At 39.3% G+C, this 16854-nt stretch carries 14 protein-coding genes; 10 read left to right on the top strand and 4 right to left on the bottom strand.

The features are described 5' to 3' along the window. Positions 1-83 precede the first annotated feature (83 nt). From CLW00_RS13910 to CLW00_RS13900, 3 genes are all read left to right on the top strand, one after another. Entirely contained in the window at positions 84-1649 is a 1566-nt protein-coding gene (locus CLW00_RS13910; RefSeq protein ID WP_106134308.1) for a glycerol-3-phosphate dehydrogenase/oxidase, read from the top strand. Between the two features lie 214 nt (positions 1650-1863). Beyond that, on the top strand, positions 1864-3354 hold the full coding sequence (gene glpK, locus CLW00_RS13905) for a glycerol kinase GlpK (protein ID WP_106134307.1): 1491 nt from the start codon (positions 1864-1866) through the stop codon (positions 3352-3354). Next, positions 3354-4100 (top strand): MIP/aquaporin family protein, encoded by a 747-nt coding sequence (locus tag CLW00_RS13900; protein WP_106134306.1) that lies wholly within the window; start codon positions 3354-3356, stop codon positions 4098-4100. Before glpK ends, CLW00_RS13900 begins: the two co-directional genes overlap by 1 nt. A gap of 296 nt (positions 4101-4396) precedes the next feature. Here the strand turns inward: CLW00_RS13900 and CLW00_RS13895 are convergent, their stop codons facing one another. The 3 genes from CLW00_RS13895 to ade all read right to left on the bottom strand — a co-directional run bounded on the left by CLW00_RS13895 (position 4397) and on the right by ade (position 9272). Next, the gene (locus tag CLW00_RS13895; protein WP_106134305.1) at positions 4397-5851 is read right to left on the bottom strand and encodes a bifunctional metallophosphatase/5'-nucleotidase; all 1455 of its coding nucleotides are present in this window, start codon (positions 5849-5851) and stop codon (positions 4397-4399) included. A gap of 409 nt (positions 5852-6260) precedes the next feature. Continuing rightward, positions 6261-7400, bottom strand: a complete 1140-nt coding sequence (locus tag CLW00_RS13890; protein WP_106134304.1) for an acyl-CoA dehydrogenase family protein — start codon at positions 7398-7400, stop codon at positions 6261-6263. A gap of 237 nt (positions 7401-7637) precedes the next feature. Next, positions 7638-9272, bottom strand: a complete 1635-nt coding sequence (ade, locus tag CLW00_RS13885; RefSeq protein ID WP_106134303.1) for an adenine deaminase — start codon at positions 9270-9272, stop codon at positions 7638-7640. 150 nt (positions 9273-9422) lie between these two features. Here ade and cmk point away from each other — a divergent pair, with 150 nt between their 5' ends. From cmk to nqrE, 7 genes are all read left to right on the top strand, one after another. Beyond that, positions 9423-10112, top strand: coding sequence for a (d)CMP kinase (gene cmk, locus CLW00_RS13880; protein ID WP_106134302.1), 690 nt, complete (start codon positions 9423-9425; stop codon positions 10110-10112). Position 10113: 1 nt separating this feature from the next. Continuing rightward, positions 10114-11016 carry a 4-hydroxy-3-methylbut-2-enyl diphosphate reductase gene (locus CLW00_RS13875; RefSeq protein WP_106134301.1) on the top strand — a complete coding sequence of 301 codons (903 nt, stop codon included), beginning with the start codon at positions 10114-10116 and terminating at the stop codon, positions 11014-11016. Between the two features lie 132 nt (positions 11017-11148). Next, positions 11149-12513, top strand: coding sequence for a Na(+)-translocating NADH-quinone reductase subunit A (locus tag CLW00_RS13870; protein WP_106134300.1), 1365 nt, complete (start codon positions 11149-11151; stop codon positions 12511-12513). Positions 12514-12518: 5 nt separating this feature from the next. Beyond that, positions 12519-13733 carry an NADH:ubiquinone reductase (Na(+)-transporting) subunit B gene (locus CLW00_RS13865; protein ID WP_106134299.1) on the top strand — a complete coding sequence of 405 codons (1215 nt, stop codon included), beginning with the start codon at positions 12519-12521 and terminating at the stop codon, positions 13731-13733. Then, on the top strand, positions 13720-14496 hold the full coding sequence (gene nqrC / locus CLW00_RS13860) for an NADH:ubiquinone reductase (Na(+)-transporting) subunit C (protein WP_106134298.1): 777 nt from the start codon (positions 13720-13722) through the stop codon (positions 14494-14496). The genes CLW00_RS13865 and nqrC overlap by 14 nt, the downstream gene beginning before the upstream one ends. Before the next feature lie 28 nt (positions 14497-14524). Then, the gene (locus tag CLW00_RS13855) at positions 14525-15208 is read left to right on the top strand and encodes an NADH:ubiquinone reductase (Na(+)-transporting) subunit D (RefSeq protein WP_106134297.1); all 684 of its coding nucleotides are present in this window, start codon (positions 14525-14527) and stop codon (positions 15206-15208) included. 13 nt (positions 15209-15221) lie between these two features. Next, entirely contained in the window at positions 15222-15833 is a 612-nt protein-coding gene (gene nqrE / locus CLW00_RS13850; RefSeq protein WP_106134296.1) for an NADH:ubiquinone reductase (Na(+)-transporting) subunit E, read from the top strand. A 52-nt stretch (positions 15834-15885) separates the two neighbouring features. On the opposite strand, the gene CLW00_RS13845 is transcribed toward nqrE, so the two are convergent. Further along, entirely contained in the window at positions 15886-16818 is a 933-nt protein-coding gene (locus tag CLW00_RS13845) for a hypothetical protein (RefSeq protein ID WP_106134295.1), read from the bottom strand. Positions 16819-16854 lie beyond the last annotated feature (36 nt).

Raw genomic sequence — 16854 nt, 5'->3', positions numbered from 1 at the left:
TTTTTTTTCGAATGATAAAAATGTGTTTCGTTTTGTTTTCTTTTGTTTCTTTTTGTATATATTTGGGATATAAAATAAATTGTATGAAGCGTTCAGTCAGTGTTGAAAAATTAAAGAATGGCAAAGATAAAGTTTGGGATGTAGCGGTGATCGGTGGAGGTGCTTCAGGTTTTGGGGTGGCTATTGACGCACTTTCAAGAGGTTTGTCTGTTTTACTTCTTGAGAAATCAGATTTTGCGAAAGGAACCTCTAGTAGAAGTACCAAATTACTACACGGTGGAGTGCGGTATTTGGCTCAAGGTGATGTAGCCTTGGTTTTTGAAGCCTTGAAGGAAAGAGGACGCCTGATTTCTAATGCTCCGCACTTGACTTTCAATCAGCCTTTTATCATTCCTATTTACACCTGGTTTGACCGCGTACAATACAGTGCAGGTCTGAAAATATACGATTGGATGGCAGGGAAGTTGAGATTGGGAAAATCACGTTTTATTTCCAAATCAGAAACTATCAAAAGGCTGCCTCAGATCAAACAAGAAGGCTTAAAGGGGGGTGTTGTATATCATGATGGTCAATTTGACGATGCCAGGATGATAGTTTCTCTGGCTCAAACTTGCGATGAACAAGGAGCTTGTGTACTCAATTATGCCAAAGTGACTTCATTGACAAAAAGCGAGTCGGGTAAAATTGACGGCTTGAAATTCAAGGATGAGGTCTCAGATAAGAAATATACCATCAAAGCAAAAATGGTGGTGAATGCAACAGGTGTTTTTGCAGACAAAATTCTTCAGATGGATAAACCTGGAGCACCCAAAAGCATCAGGCCAAGTCAAGGCATACATTTAGTATTTGACCAGAGTTTTCTTGGTGGAAAGGATGCATTGATGATTCCAAAAACTTCAGATGGCAGAGTACTTTTTGCTGTGCCTTGGTTGGGTAAACTGGTAGTCGGGACTACAGACACATTGAGAGATAAGGTAAAGCTTGAGCCGGAAGCTTTACAAAAAGAAATTGATTTTGTACTTGAAACTGCCCAGGCATATCTCGCTAAGAAACCACAAAGAGAAGATGTGCTGTCAGTATTTGCCGGATTGAGGCCGCTAGCAGCACCCAAGGAGGGAGGTGCCAAAACAAAAGAAATTTCCAGGAGCCATAAAGTTATCGTTTCAGAAAGTGGACTGGTATCCATCACGGGAGGGAAATGGACAACTTTCAGGAAAATGGGAGAGGATACAGTTGAAAGATTCACAGAAGTGACAGGAGAAGCCATAAAAGAAAGCAGTTCTGCTACTCTAAAACTTCATGGTTATACTGAGAAAGTGCCTGAAGGACATTTGTCCGGTTTTGGCGCAGATGCTGTTTTGATTGAGCAGATGATGGAAAAGGACAAAGATATCGCTGTAAGGTTGCATCCAAAATATCCATTTACCCTTGCAGAAGTGAAATGGATAGTAGGTCAAGAAATGCCAGCCAAAGTGGAAGATGTCTTGGCTAGAAGATTAAGAGTTTTGTTTCTTGATGCGAAAGTAGCAATTGAGATGGCTCCAAAAGTTGCGGAAATTATGGCAGAAGCAAATGGATTTGATCAAGATTGGGTGAAGGCAGAGATAAAAGATTTCGAAAAAACAGCAAATAAATATATATTGAAATGAGATATACCTGATGTGAAATAAAATAGAAATATGTTTGGCCTAGCTGCTCGAACATAAAAGTAAGATAGAGATATGCTTTGCGAAATATGGTAGAAATATTACTACCAGGTCAACAGGGTGTTTTAGGTAATATTTCAATTGTATTTCGACTATATTTCAACCTTATATCTACTGTATTTCTTTTGAATAGATTTAACCATAAACCCCAAATTTGATGTCTAAATATATTTTATCCCTAGACCAAGGGACGACTAGTTCAAGAGCGATAGTATTTGACAAAAAAGGCCAAATTGTTTCTTCGGAACAGAAAGATTTTAAACAGCATTTTCCTAAATCAGGATGGGTAGAACACGATCCTCAGGAAATATGGTCAAGTCAGTCAGCAGTCATGATTGAAGCTTTAGCCAATGAGGGGATCAAAGCTTCTGAAATAGCTGGAATTGGCATTACCAACCAGAGAGAAACGACAATTGTTTGGGATAGAAATACAGGGAAAGCCATTTACAACGCCATCGTGTGGCAAGACAGAAGAACTGCGTCTTACTGTGATGAATTGAAGGAAAAAGGAAAGGCAGATATGATTGCCAGGAAAACAGGATTGATTCTGGATGCCTATTTTTCCGCTACTAAAATCAAATGGATATTAGACAATGTATCAGGGGCAAGGGAGAAGGCAGAAAATGGTGAACTTGCATTTGGAACAGTAGATACTTGGCTCGTTTGGAAGTTGACAAGTGGGAAATGTCATGTAACGGACGTGTCCAATGCCAGCCGTACTATGATTTTCAATATTCATGAGCGTCAGTGGGATAAGGAATTGTTAGCACTTTTTGATATTCCAGAGACAATTTTACCGGAAGTCAAGTCTTCATCGGAAGTGTATGGTAAAACATCAGGAGATATTCTTTCTCATCAGATTCCTATCTCCGGAATCGCAGGTGATCAGCAGGCAGCACTTTATGGACAGCAATGTACTGAAGCAGGAATGGCTAAAACGACCTATGGGACAGGATGCTTTTTGGTGATGAATACAGGTGAGAAGCCCGTGTCTTCAGGAAATCGCCTTTTGACTACCATTGCATGGGAGGTCAACGGTAAAGTCAATTATGCATTGGAAGGATCTGTTTTTATTGGAGGAGCTGCCATCCAGTGGTTGAGAGATGGGACAGAGTTTTTTAAAGATGCAAAAGAAAGTGAATCCCTTGCCGAAAGTCTTGAAGATAATGATGGTGTTTATTTCGTTCCTGCTCTTTCAGGCTTGGGTGCACCACATTGGGATCAAAATGCAAGAGGAGCCTTTTTTGGAATTACGCGAGGAACTACCATTGCCCATATGACAAGGGCAGCACTAGAGGCTATTGCTTACCAGGTTCATGATGTGCTCAAGGCCATGGAGAAAGACAGTGAAGAACCGACCAAAGAAATGCGTGTAGACGGTGGTGCAACAGCAAATGATTTTTTGATGCAGTTTCAATCGGATATTTTAGATTGTGTCATTTCCAGACCAAAAATTATCGAAACCACAGCTTTAGGAGCCGCATTCTTAGCTGGTTTGGCTGTAGGCTTCTGGAAGGATGAAGTTGAGCTCCAAAAACTGTGGGAGTCAGATAAAAAATTTAAACCTGAAATGGGGAAAGAAAAGGTAAAAACCAATCTTCATTTTTGGCATAAGGCTGTTGAACGTTCTAAAAACTGGGTTGAATAATGGATGCATTTGTTGCTGAATTTGTAGGAACATCCTTGCTCTTGGCAATGGGGTCCGGAGTAGTTGCCAACGTAGTACTAGACAAAACCAAGGGACAAAATAGTGGATGGATGGTCATCACCACAGCTTGGGCACTGGGTGTGTTCATAGGTGTAGTGGTAGCTGGGCCATACAGCGGAGCCCATTTGAACCCCGCTGTCAGCATTGGGTTGGCAATTGCAGGTGATTTTGCTTGGGCCTTGGTGCCAAAATACGTTTTTGCTCAAGTGCTGGGTGCGATGTTTGGCTCTGGGATAGCTTGGTTGGTGTACAAAGATCATTTTGACGCCACCGATGATCAAGGTTTAAAGTTTGCTCCTTTTGGGACAGTACCAGCAATACGAAACCTTCCTTCCAATCTTGTTTCTGAAATCGTAGGAACTTCAGTTTTGATCATTGTAATCCTCTATTCGACTGAACCAGTAATTGAAGATGGAAGCGGAACACCGATCGGGCTTGGGTCACTTGGTGCACTTCCTGTAGCATTTTTGGTTTGGGTGATTGGTTTGGCCTTGGGAGGTACCACAGGATATGCCATCAATCCTGCCAGAGATCTAGGGCCGAGAATTATGCATCAGATTTTACCCATCAAAGGAAAAGGTGGAAGTGACTGGGCTTACAGTTGGGTGCCAATAGTTGGGCCTGTTTTGGGTGCTGCTATAGCCGCAGGAATTTATATGCTTTTAGGTGTTGGAGGGGTGGTTTGATGGAAGAAGCGAGAGATTAGATAGAAGTATCCTGCCTCAAAGGTCTAGAGAATAAAGAGTAGAAATACAGTTGATATAGATAGAAATATTGTAGAAATAATCCCATGCGTAGGGAAGTAAGGATGAAGGGAAAAAACCTTAAAGATTCCATCTAAATAACGATGTACCAATGCCGTAGGACTTCCTACTGTAGGTAGGGCAAAGAGGATACTAAGAGCAATCAAAAACTGTCAAGAAAAGTCAAAAAGTGATTAAGAAGCAAGACATTAAGGTAAAGAAAGTGTTAAAAAAACGTTCTATTCCAATGAGAATCTCAACCACCCTGTGTAGTCAAGGTTTTTGCTTTCCTGAAGAAATTGAATCAAGAGGTCAGTAGTCTGATAAAACAACAATTCCCCTGGATCTTGTCTTTGAAAATTATATGTGGTTCCGATAAAGCTATTCATCGCAACCTTATACTTTTTGTTTGGATCTAATTTATCTCCGTTTTCTAATTTGATTTCAAATCTTTGGAAATTTCCTTGACTATCCCGAAAAACAGTGTAATTAATTCCGGAAGGCAACAAATCAATCAATCCTGTATTAGCTGTTCTGGTCGCAATGAGATTTTTGATTTCATCTTCATTCAGTTCCATAAGCACAACATTGTTTCTAAATGGGTCAAGAGTAAGAACATCGCTAATTTTGACAGGACCTGCCTTTAGTTCTCCAAGTCGAATTCCGCCTACATTTTGAAAGGCAATATCTACCTCAAGGCCAAACCTCAAAGCATCTGTCATCAGACAGCTCAATTGAGAAATTCCTGAAATCGGTTTTTCAAGTTCAACAATCACAGTTTCCAAAATAGGATTGGACAAATATCCATTTATCAGTTCTTCAATTTCAGGATCTGACTCAGGGAAATCCTCAAGGGGAATCAATTGATTTCTTTCATGAACCAAATTGCCATTACGAAACCCTAAAACAGTCTTGCCTACAAACTTCAAATCTGTTCCTGCTTGGGTAATGAGAATGCCATTTTCATACCTGCCGTTCGAGATTTGGGTATGAGAATGCCCTCCTATTATTATGTCAATATTTTCATTTTGCCTTGCAAATAACAGGTCTCTTTCAATCCCTAAATGGGTAAGGCCTATAATAGCACTATTTCGATTTTTTAATTCGGAATAATCAATAGGTGCTTTTTCGGGCTCCTTAAATTCGAGCCCATTGACATTGTCGGGTCTGGTAGAAGGTATCCCATTGATGTTTGTTTGGACCAAGCCTACAAATGCTAAGGATATGTCAATATCTTCAAAATGGAATTCTTTATATGGTTCTAACCCTGGTAATAAATCATTTTGCTTTACATTGGCCAGAATCATGGGGAAATTTGCTTCCGACATTCTCAACCGTAAAATATCCAATCCATAATCGAAATCATGATTACCCAAAACAGCTAAATCATATCCTGCCAGATTCATCAGGGCTATCATTGGGGCACCGGGTTCATCAGCATAATCCACAAAAGGATTGCCTGAAAAAAAATCACCAGCAGAAACCAAAACCAGATTTTTGTTCAGTTTTCTTTCTCTTTCAACTAATTTTTGGAGCCTTGAGAAGGGTTCTATTTTTGCGTGTTCGTCATTGGTGCTTAGTATCACCACTTCAATGAGTTCATCTAAGGGCTCTAATTCTTCAATTTGATCTTTGCAGGAAAATGCAAAAATCAGTATTAACAACAGGATGTTTTTCGAAATGCTTTTTAGCATGAATAAAATCAATTCAAGTTCATTGAGCGGTAATAATTACAAGTTAGTTTATTAGTGAAAAATGACAAAAAATATCTTTAAAATGCACTACTTTAAGGTAAAAACAGTCTTTTTCAAAAACGGAGAAAAATATGATGTTGTCTTACCGCCAATGCATTACGATAGTTACCGCGTGATCGATGATGAAATCTGATGGATGAAGCCTCTCAACAAGGATAAAGAAGATGAGTCCTTCACAATATACAAAGGCATGCTGATGGAAAAAATGTAATTTTGGAGATTATTATCTCTAAATATGCATATTACTAGAATTCTTTTTTGACTGAAAAAAACTGATTTGATTTTCAGTAGTTCATCTTATAAGAAAAAAATCTCCCAAAGTTCTGAACTTTGGGAGTGTGGGAATTAATTACTTCAAAATCTCTCTTGAAATCACCAGCTTCTGAATCTCAGATGTTCCTTCACCAATGGTACAAAGCTTTGCATCTCTGTAGTATTTTTCTACCGGATAGTCTTTGGTAAAGCCATAGCCACCAAAAATCTGTACCGCTTCATTAGCAACACTTACAGATACTTCCGAGGCATAATATTTAGCCTTAGCACTGGCCAATGTTACTTTCTCTCCTCTGTTTTTCAAATCAGCAGCCTTGAAAGTCAGTAAGCGTGCAGCTTCTACTTGTGTGGCCATATCAGCCAGTTTGAAAGAAATTGCCTGAAATTTACTGATCGGTTGGTTAAATTGCTCTCTTTCTTTGGCATACTTGATTGATTCTTCAAGTGCACCTTCGGCAATTCCCAAAGACAAAGCTGCAATTGAAATTCTTCCACCATCAAGGATTTTCATGGACTGTATAAAACCGTCTCCCACTTCACCCAAGATCTGGCTTTTATGAATCCTGCAATCTTCAAATATCATCTCTGCAGTTTCAGAAGCACGCATACCAAGCTTGTCTTCTTTTCTACCTCCTTTGAATCCTGGCGTTCCTCTTTCTACCACAAATGCAGTCATGCCATGGGAATCGCCAACTTTACCCGTTCTTGCGATCACAACGGCTACATCTCCTGAAACTCCATGGGTAATAAAATTTTTGGCACCGTTAAGTACGTAGTGGTCACCGTCTTCTATCGCAACCGTTCGCATGTTGCCAGCATCTGAACCGGTGTTTGGCTCAGTTAAGCCCCAAGCTCCCAAAAATTCACAAGTAGCCAATTTAGGAAGGTATTTTTGTTTTTGCTCTTCATTGCCAAACATCATGATATGACCTGTGCAAAGAGAGTTGTGAGCTGCCATTGAAAGACCTACTGAAGGGTCTAATTTGGTTAATTCGGCAATAGCTGTCACATATTCAAAGTAGCCGAATCCGGAGCCTCCGTATGAGGCAGGCACCAATACCCCCATCAGTCCCAATTCTCCTAGTTTTTTAAAAAGATCCAATGGAAAATGTTGGTTATCATCCCACTCTTTTCTAAAAGGTGTGATCTCTTTCGCTCCAAAATCTTGGATCATCTTAGCGATCATCTGCTGATTTTCATTGAGCTCAAAATTCATCATATTAGTTGTATTTAAGTTAATTTGGGTTTATACTTTTATAAATATACAAACTTCCTGTGGAAGGCTAGGGTTTGCTAAATTCAGGATAAATTCCTTGAATTCAGTGATTTGATCTTTTGGAAATAGAAAACACTGATCACCTCTAAGGTTCTTGAAATAAAGTAAAAGAATTTTTTATGATTAATTTGATAAAATTCTGTTTGGAAAAATTGAAATTAATTTATCCAAATAATATTAGGTATGAAAAACATCCACAAATTCGAATTTATTGCCGTCAAAAAGTCCTTTATCGCTCAATTTGAGTTCAGGAATGACAAGTAAAGCCATAAAACTCAGTGTCATAAATGGTGATTTGAGCTCTGAACCAAGGTCTTTAGACATTTTGTCTATCGCAGTATAAGCTTCAGCTACTTTATACCCATCCTCAGGAGACATTATACCTCCTACAGGAAGGGGCAATATCATATCCCTATCTCCCTCGACGGCAGATACTCCTCCTTTTTCTCTGATCAATAGGTTTACAGCCCTGCAAATAGATTCATCATCCACTCCAACTGCAATTATATTGTGAGAATCATGCCCGACAGATGAGGCAATGGCACCTTTTTTCAGCCCAAAGTTTTTGATAAAAGCCACAGATGGCGTAGTATCTTCATACCGATTGACTACCGTAATTTTCAAAATGTCCTCATCAACGTTTGCGCAGGCCAAATCATCCTTGCTGATGATATTTCCTGAAGCTGTTGGCGTGATCAATTGTCCATCTAGGGCTTCGATTACCCTGACTTTATTGTTTTTTACTGGAAGATGGAAGTCTTCTGGCTTTTTGGGTAAGCAATTAAAATTATTGATGAGAGTATTTTTGATTCCTCCAATCAAACTTTTGCCATTTTCGGCCACCTTTTGCCCATCGATGTAGGTAGCCTTGACTTTGAATTCCCTTAAATCCTCGACCAAAATAAAATCAGCTGGGTCACCTACTCTCAATTTGCCTACTTTCAGGTTGTAATGTTGTATTGGTGTAAGACAGGCTGCTCTTAGGACATCAAAGAGATTTTTACCTTTGGCTACAGCCCTAGCCACCAATTCATTGATATGACTTTCCACCAGGTTGTCTGGGTGTTTATCATCTGAGCAAAACATGATCAATTCAGGGAATACATCAATGAGATCGATTAAAGCTTCAAAATTTTTCGCGGCACTGCCCTCTCTGATAGCGATTTTCATCCCTAGCTTAGCTTTGTCCAAACCTTCTTCATAAGTGAAACATTCGTGATCAGTGCTTATTCCTGCGGAAGCGTATTTTTTGGCCAAATCCCCTTTCAAGCCAGGAGCATGACCATCTACTGGTTTACCATATTTCTGGGCCAAAGCAATTTTCTCCATCACCAAAGGGTCTCTGTTGACTGCACCGGGCCAGTTCATCATTTCAGCCAAATAGACAATCTCACTTCTTTCCAGCAGCTGATTGATGTCAGAGGCTGTTATTTCTGCGCCGGCAGTTTCAAAAGGTGTGGCAGGGACACAAGAAGGGGCGCCAAAATAAAATTTGAAAGGAACCTTATTACCATTGTCAATCATATAGTTAATCCCTTCCATACCACAAACATTGGCGATTTCGTGTGGGTCAGAGATGGTTGCTACAGTGCCATGACAAACAGCCAATCTTGCGAATTCAGATGGGACCAGCATCGAGGACTCCACATGGACATGCGCATCGATAAAGCCAGGCAATAAAAATGGGAGGTCAGCGGGTTTTTGTAATTTTCGTATCGAGGCAATAGTCTTATCAACTACCTCAATCTCAACGGGGCTGATCTCCCTATTGTCAATGTCTACGAACTGTCCGGATATGCGAAATGATTTCATTGATAAATGTTTTAAAAGCTTGGTTTTCAAATCTCAACAATAATCTAAATTATCTTTACAATGTCCTGCAATAGATGTAATTCAGAAAGGATTTAGATTTAAAACTACTATATTTGCGCCTGAATTTAAAGCAAGGGTTACTTTTATTAGATGCAAAAAATTGTGATTGCGATAGATGGGTATTCAGGTTGTGGCAAAAGCTCTACAGCCAAATCAGTAGCCAAACAACTGGGCTATACCTACATAGACTCTGGAGCCATGTATAGGGCTGCCACACTTCATTTTTTAAATAAAAATGTAAACATTACTCATACCGAAGAAGTAGAAAAGTATCTGAAAAGTCTTCATATTACTTTTCAAACTAACCCTGTGACCCACGAACAGGAAACTTACCTGAATGGTGAGAATGTTGAGCAAGAAATCCGAACCATGAGGGTCTCAGATTACGTTAGTGAGGTGAGTAAACTAAAAATTGTCAGGAAAGAACTAGTTTCCCAGCAGCAGAGGATGGGGGTAGAAAAAGGAGTAGTGATGGATGGAAGGGATATCGGCACGGTCGTGTTTCCAGATGCTGAATTCAAAGTATTTATGACAGCAGACTTGAATATCCGAGCTGCACGAAGACAAAAGGAGCTTCAAGAAAAAGGGACGGATGTGCCTTTGGAGAAAATTGTACAAAACCTTGCCGAAAGGGATAAAATAGATTCGGGACGAAAAGAGAGCCCATTGATCAAAGCAAATGATGCTGTAGAAGTAGATACAAGTCATCTGAAATTTGATGAACAGGTAAATCTTATTGTGGAATTGGCCAAAAAGAAAATTACCGAAAAACAAGATTGATATGGAAGTTACTATTGATAAAAATTCAGGTTATTGTTTTGGGGTTGAATTTGCCATCAAAATGGCAGAGGACGAAATGGAGTCATCTGATCAACTGTATTGTTTAGGCGATATTGTCCATAACGATATGGAAGTAAGAAGGCTTAGCGACAAAGGATTAGTCGTGATTGACAGAGAGAAATTGCAAAATCTAAGTGATTGTAAGGTCTTAATCCGTGCGCATGGTGAACCACCTGAGACATATAAAACAGCCATAGAAAATAATATAGAACTTATCGATGCTTCCTGTCCTGTAGTGCTGAAATTACAGCATAGGGTAAAGACAGCTTTTGATAAAATGGAAAGAAACAACGGACAGATTGTCATTTATGGAAAAAAAGGCCATGCAGAAGTAATCGGGCTTACAGGTCAGACTTTGGAAAAAGCCATAGTAGTCATGGAAGACAAAGATTTGAACAAAATTGATTTTTCTCGTCCCGTGACACTATTCAGTCAAACAACCAAAAGTACCAAGGGCTTTTACGAATTAAAATCGAAAATTGAAGACCGAATTAAGGAGGCTAAAGGTGAACTTAATGAAGTCGATTTCAATGCCAATGACTCAATTTGTCGTCAGGTTTCCAATAGAGAGCCTCAACTGGCTAAATTTTCAACTGAAAATGATGTAGTCATTTTTGTTTCAGGGAAAAAAAGTTCAAACGGGAAGGCATTATACCAAGTGTGCAAAGGGGTCAACGATAAAAGTTATTTCGTAGAGAACGAAACGGAATTGGATCCGAGCTGGTTTGTAAATGCTGAAAAAGTCGGGATCTGCGGGGCAACTTCGACGCCTATGTGGTTGATGGAGCGCGTGATGCAACACATTCATTCTCTGGAAGAAGGCATGCTATTGACCAATAATTGAAATACGAACAGTGCCTGCCTCCTCAATTAAGGCTGCCCCACTCGTAAATATTACCAAAATTATCTTCTAATAACTGATCTATTTTATTAGATTTGAGGCGTTTTTCAAAAGACCATATATTTCAAAAATCATATGTCAAAAACTGTAAAGCTTAAGAAAGGATTCGATATTAAGCTCGTAGGAAAAGCTGAATTGCAGCTTGAAGCCTTCAGTCCTGCCAAAACTTTTGCCCTCAAGCCTACCGATTTTATTGGTATGCAGAGACCAAAAGTAACTGTGAATGAAGGTGATACCGTAAAAGCTGGCACTCCGCTTTTATTCGACAAGGCCATGGATCAAGTGCTCTATGTAGCACCTGTATCAGGTGAAGTTGTAGAAATAAAAAGAGGAGAAAGAAGAAAGCTTTTGGAAATTAAAATCCTTGCTGACAAGGACATAAGCTACGAGGAGTTTCAAAAATACACAGAATCTTCCTTGCAGTCACTCTCTAAAGAGGATGCGATCAAGCAGATGACCCAAGGAGGTGTGTGGCCTCAAATCGTTCAAAGACCATACGGTATTGTAGCGAATCCAGAAGATAGCCCAAAGGCTATATTTATTTCTGGCTTTGACACGCATCCTCTTGCAGCCGATGCAGGGTTTGCGCTTCAGGGTGAAGAGAAGTATTTCCAAGCCGGAGTCAATGTGCTGAGCAAATTGACAACAGGGAAAATCCATTTGAATCTTAATGCAGATTCAGGAATTCCTGCAGTATTCTCTAGTATTCAGGGAGTGGAAACCAACAAATTCTCAGGACCGCATCCTGCAGGAAACGTAGGTGTACAGATTCATCATCTTGACCCTATCAATAAAGGTGAAATCGCTTGGACTATTAGCCCATTTGGTGTTGTGCAGATCGGTAAATTATTCCTTGAAGGTAAATATGATGCCGCTAAAGTAATTGCCATCACAGGTTCTGAAGCCAAAAAAGCGGTTTATACCAAAACTTTTGTGGGCGCTTGCGTAGATACTCTGGTACAAGGTAATCTAAAGCAAGACCATATTAGGGTTGTTTCAGGTAATGTCCTTACAGGAGAGAAAATCAACAGAGATGGCTATCTTGGTTATTACGCCAGCCAAATCACCATTCTTCCTGAAGGCGATTATTATGAATTCTTAGGTTGGATGAAGCCAACAACTAAGAAACTGAGTTACCACAGAGCGCTGGGTCTGCTTTCTTTCCTCAATCCAAATAAAGAATACGTTTTGGATACAAATGTTAGAGGAGAAGAAAGGGCTTTTGTACAGACAGGTGTTTTTGAAAGTGTAACGCCAATGGATATTCTTCCTGTATATCTTTTGAAGGCTATAATGGCCGAAGATTTTGATGAAATGGAAGAGCTTGGCATATATGAGGTGATCGAAGAGGATTTGGCACTTTGCGAATTTGTGGATGTTTCCAAACACCCTGTTCAGGAAATAGTTAGAAAAGGTATAGATTTAATTCAATACAGTTAATTAATATGAAGTTTCTAAGAGATCTGTTGGACAAACAGAAACCGCTTTTTCAAAAAGGTGGAAAGTTAGAGTACTTTTATTACGCATTTGAAGCTGGAGAGACATTCTTGTTCTCTCCTAAGCATACTAATGGTATAAAAGGAGCTCAAGTAAAAGATGCGATTGACCTGAAAAGGATGATGATCACAGTCGTGATAGCCATGATCCCATGTTTGCTTTTCGGTATTTATAATACTGGACATCAGCATTTTTTGGCAACTGGTCAGACTGCAGGATTGTGGGAAGATTTTGGACCAAAATTGTTATTGGGTCTTGAATTGGTATTGCCGATCGTAATAGTAGCTTACGCTGCAGGTGGTTTGGTAGAAGCTGCATTTGCAGTGATTAGAAAACACCCAATTAACGAAGGCTTCTTGGTGACTGGAATGCTTATACCATTAGTTGTTCCCGCTACCTTGCCTTTATGGCAAGTGGCATTGGCTACAATATTTGCAGTAATTATTGCAAAAGAGGTATTCGGAGGTACAGGAATGAATATTCTGAATGTGGCAATGACAGCAAGGGCATTTTTGTACTTTGCCTATCCTGCTCAGATTTCAGGTGATCAAGTTTGGACATATCTTGGAGATAAAGCTCCGGTAGATGGTTTCTCAGGAGCTACAGCTCTTGCTGTTGCATATAATGCAGGTGTTGAAGGTGAAACAGTCACGGCTGCACTGTCAAGTCATAACAGTGAGGTTCAGCAGGGACTCTTTAGTTTCTGGAATTTATTTGTAGGATGGATACCAGGTTCAATTGGTGAAACATCTACATTGATGGCATTGGTTGGTGCAGCGATCTTAATCGGGACCGGAGTTGCGAGTTGGAAAATCATCGTAAGTGGTTTTGCAGGTGCTTTCTTGATGGGTTTGGTTATGAATTTATTGGCAGTAAATGAATATATGTCAATGGCTCCAGAGTACCACTGGGTAGTAGGAGGATTGGCATTTGGAGTTGTATTTATGGCAACAGATCCGGTGTCTGCAGCTCAGACTGAGACAGGAAAATGGATTTATGGACTTCTGATTGGTGTGTTGACCGTGATCATTCGTGTGACAAACCCTGCATATCCAGAAGGTATCATGCTTGCCGTTTTATTTATGAACGTCTTTGCTCCATTGATCGATCATTATGTAGTAAAAGCAAACAAGAAAAGGAGGTTACAACGTGCAACAGTCTAACGCTTACATTATCACATTCTCAGTAATCCTCACAGTAGTGTTGGGATTGCTTTTGTCAGGAACTTCTCAAGTATTGGCGCCGATTCAGAAAAAAGCTGTTGAATTGGATACCAAAAAGCAGATCCTTGGAGCTGTAATAGATGCAGAAACTATTTCTAAAATGTCTCCAGAAGAAGTTTTAGAATACTATGGAAAAAGAATTTCTTCTAAAGTGGTAGATATCAATGGTGAAGAAATTGAAAAGGATAGCGATGGAAATCCACTGGAAGCTGAAAATGTTGACATTGGAAAGAACTTCAAAAGATCTCCAGAAAATAGACAATACCCGGTTTTTATATTCCACGCTGAAGGTGATGAAGACCAGGTAGAATCAATCATTCTTCCTGTATATGGATCTGGTCTTTGGGATAATATTTGGGGATATGTTGCCCTTCAAACTGATGTGACTACCATAGAAGGTGTTACATTTGGACATGCGGGTGAAACTCCTGGCCTTGGAGCCAGAATTACAGCCAATAATGTTCAAGCAAGGTATGAAGGAAAACAAATCTTCGATGATTCAGGAGAATTGGTTTCAGTATCAATGCAAAAAGGAGAAGGTAAAGATTATTCTGGCGATCCGCATAAAGTGGATGGTTTGTCAGGTGCTACTATTACAGCCAATGGCGTAAACGACATGCTGAAAAATTACCTGAGCCACTATAAAGAATACCTTAAAACCAAGAAGTCACCTAGTAACTCTGGGGTTGCTTCAGTAAATTGATTTTGAACGTTTCGTAAAACATGATATAATGAGCACTGAAACAACACAAACGACAGAAGTGAAACAGCCCGCTGAGGCGCTCTTGTCGAAAAGAAGAAAGAACTTTATAACAGATCCTCTGGTAGACAACAATCCAATTACCATTCAGGTACTTGGGATTTGTTCAGCCTTGGCAGTTACGACTCAGATGCAGCCTACCTTGGTAATGGCTATTTCTGTAATCTTCGTAATGGTAATGGCCAATTTAACTATTTCGTTACTTAGAAATACAATTCCTTCAAGGGTTAGGATTATTGTGCAGCTTGCCGTTGTTGCTACATTGGTGACTTTGGTAAATGAAATATTGAAAGCATTTGCTTTTGATATGTACAAAGAGCTTTCTGTATTTATTGGATTGATTATTACCAACTGTATCGTAATGGGTAGGCTTGAGGCATTTGCTTTAGGCAATAAGCCTTATGACTCAATCTTGGATGGCTTTGGATCTGCGTTAGGGTATTCTTGGATTATCTTGGCAGTAGCTTTCTTTAGAGAATTGTTAGGATCAGGTTCCGTTTTTGGAGTACCAGTCTATGAAACCATTTCTGGATTATTCGGAGAAGAGTTCAGCTTGGCAACTAACGGATTGATGGTGTCACCTGTTGGTGCATTCATTATCTTGGGTCTTATCATTTGGGTACAGCGTACCAAAACCGGTTATGTTGAACATTAATAATAATTGAACTATGGAATTATTTAGTCTTGCAATAAAATCAATTTTCATTGATAACATGGTTTTTGCATACTTCTTGGGAATGTGTTCATTTCTAGCCGTATCCAAAAAGGTAAGTACTGCTTTAGGTCTAGGTGCCGCTGTTATTTTCGTATTGACAGTAACTGCGCCTACCAACTGGCTTTTGAATGAGTTTGTATTGAAAGAGGGAGCTTTAACTTGGTTGGGTGAGTCATTTGCTACAATTGATCTTTCCTTCCTAAGGTTTATTATGTTTATCGCTATTATCGCTGCTATGGTGCAGTTGGTAGAGATGGTTGTCGAAAAATTTGCTCCAGCGCTTTATGGTGCTTTGGGGATTTTCCTCCCTTTGATTGCGGTAAACTGTGCGATTCTTGGAGGATCTCTTTTCATGGCAACTAGAGATTATACATTAGCTGAAGCTGCTGTTTATGGTTTTGGTTCTGGAGTAGGTTTCTTTTTAGCAATCGTAGCTTTAGCTGCGATACGTGAAAAGTTGAAGTACTCAAATGTACCAAATGGATTGAAAGGTCTTGGCATTACCATGTTGATCACAGGATTGATGGGAATTGCTTTCATGTCCTTTATGGGTATAGATCTTTAAAAAAAGCACAATGGTTATATTAAAAAGCCTCGGGAGTAATTCTGAGGCTTTTTTAATGAATATCCAATGCTTGTAATTCTTTTCGGAGTATCAAAAGATCTTGAAGCATGCCTTCAGTAAGTGATGCCAGCTGTTCAAGCATAGACGCTCTATTACGTAATTGCTCTGAGGTATAAGTACCCCCGGAAGAAAAGTATAAGGACTTATCTTTTTCTATTTCTGTTTCAGCCCAGGTATCCATTAACTCCTCCCTGATGGTACTACCATTTCTTTCCCTATCGATATAATTGACATAAGCCCAGATATTATCAGGAATGGATTTGCACCATTCCTGATCTTTTGAAAATTCTTCCAAAACATTGACTTCATGGTTAATTTCCACATTATAGGTAATGGACTTACCCCATACATTGAGGTATATCTGGGTAAGAGATGCACCAACACCTATGAGTTGTCGAGTAGTGTTGCCGCCAGCTAAAAACAATATTATTGCTGCTCCTGCTAGGTTTGCTGAAGCGTCAATTATAATACCTGTGACTGTTTTTTGGCTTCTTGTATTGCTACCAAGAGTCTCTATATGCCATGCTAACTGTTCAAATTTATCTTCTTCACATCTTAGTGCTGATGAAAAAGCCTTAACTTCTAACTCAGAAAGTGTGATTTGGTTGATAGCCTTTTGAAGGTTTTTAAATTGGTGAAGTTCATCATCGAAATCTTTATTTAAGATATATTCGATTTCAGCACTTATTCCCAATATCTGGATAAAGAATAAAGAATTTTCTGAAAATTCAGCTCTGGAAGTTTCAGAGAACGAATCAAGCTCTAGGCTTTCTGGCTTTGATTCCGGTTTATAATCCAGAATATGCTTGTAGCATGATGTGCTTAGGTCGTTTATGGGTGATTCTACAGTCCTGATAGTTTTGCAGGAGAAGAGTAATACTATTCCCAAAAATAATATCAAAGAAGTTCTTGAAGGTTTAAACATTACTTGTTCTTATATTTAGAATAACATTTATATAAA

The organism is Mongoliibacter ruber (assembly GCF_003003005.1).
In the GTDB taxonomy this organism is placed as follows: Bacteria; Bacteroidota; Bacteroidia; order Cytophagales; family Cyclobacteriaceae; genus Mongoliibacter; species Mongoliibacter ruber.
The sequence above is the reverse complement of the archived record's forward strand: the minus strand, read 5'-3'. Positions and strand labels throughout refer to the sequence as shown.

What these genes read in the sequence shown, in the direction of transcription:
- CLW00_RS13910 (WP_106134308.1), top strand. Translation starts at nt 84, where the DNA reads ATGAAGCGTTCAGTCAGTGTTGAAAAATTAAAGAATGGCAAAGATAAA.
- glpK (WP_106134307.1), top strand. Translation starts at nt 1,864, where the DNA reads ATGTCTAAATATATTTTATCCCTAGACCAAGGGACGACTAGTTCAAGA.
- CLW00_RS13900 (WP_106134306.1), top strand. Translation starts at nt 3,354, where the DNA reads ATGGATGCATTTGTTGCTGAATTTGTAGGAACATCCTTGCTCTTGGCA.
- CLW00_RS13895 (WP_106134305.1), bottom strand. Translation starts at nt 5,851, where the DNA reads ATGCTAAAAAGCATTTCGAAAAACATCCTGTTGTTAATACTGATTTTT.
- CLW00_RS13890 (WP_106134304.1), bottom strand. Translation starts at nt 7,400, where the DNA reads ATGAATTTTGAGCTCAATGAAAATCAGCAGATGATCGCTAAGATGATC.
- ade (WP_106134303.1), bottom strand. Translation starts at nt 9,272, where the DNA reads ATGAAATCATTTCGCATATCCGGACAGTTCGTAGACATTGACAATAGG.
- cmk (WP_106134302.1), top strand. Translation starts at nt 9,423, where the DNA reads ATGCAAAAAATTGTGATTGCGATAGATGGGTATTCAGGTTGTGGCAAA.
- CLW00_RS13875 (WP_106134301.1), top strand. Translation starts at nt 10,114, where the DNA reads ATGGAAGTTACTATTGATAAAAATTCAGGTTATTGTTTTGGGGTTGAA.
- CLW00_RS13870 (WP_106134300.1), top strand. Translation starts at nt 11,149, where the DNA reads ATGTCAAAAACTGTAAAGCTTAAGAAAGGATTCGATATTAAGCTCGTA.
- CLW00_RS13865 (WP_106134299.1), top strand. Translation starts at nt 12,519, where the DNA reads ATGAAGTTTCTAAGAGATCTGTTGGACAAACAGAAACCGCTTTTTCAA.
- CLW00_RS13855 (WP_106134297.1), top strand. Translation starts at nt 14,525, where the DNA reads ATGAGCACTGAAACAACACAAACGACAGAAGTGAAACAGCCCGCTGAG.
- nqrE (WP_106134296.1), top strand. Translation starts at nt 15,222, where the DNA reads ATGGAATTATTTAGTCTTGCAATAAAATCAATTTTCATTGATAACATG.
- CLW00_RS13845 (WP_106134295.1), bottom strand. Translation starts at nt 16,818, where the DNA reads ATGTTTAAACCTTCAAGAACTTCTTTGATATTATTTTTGGGAATAGTA.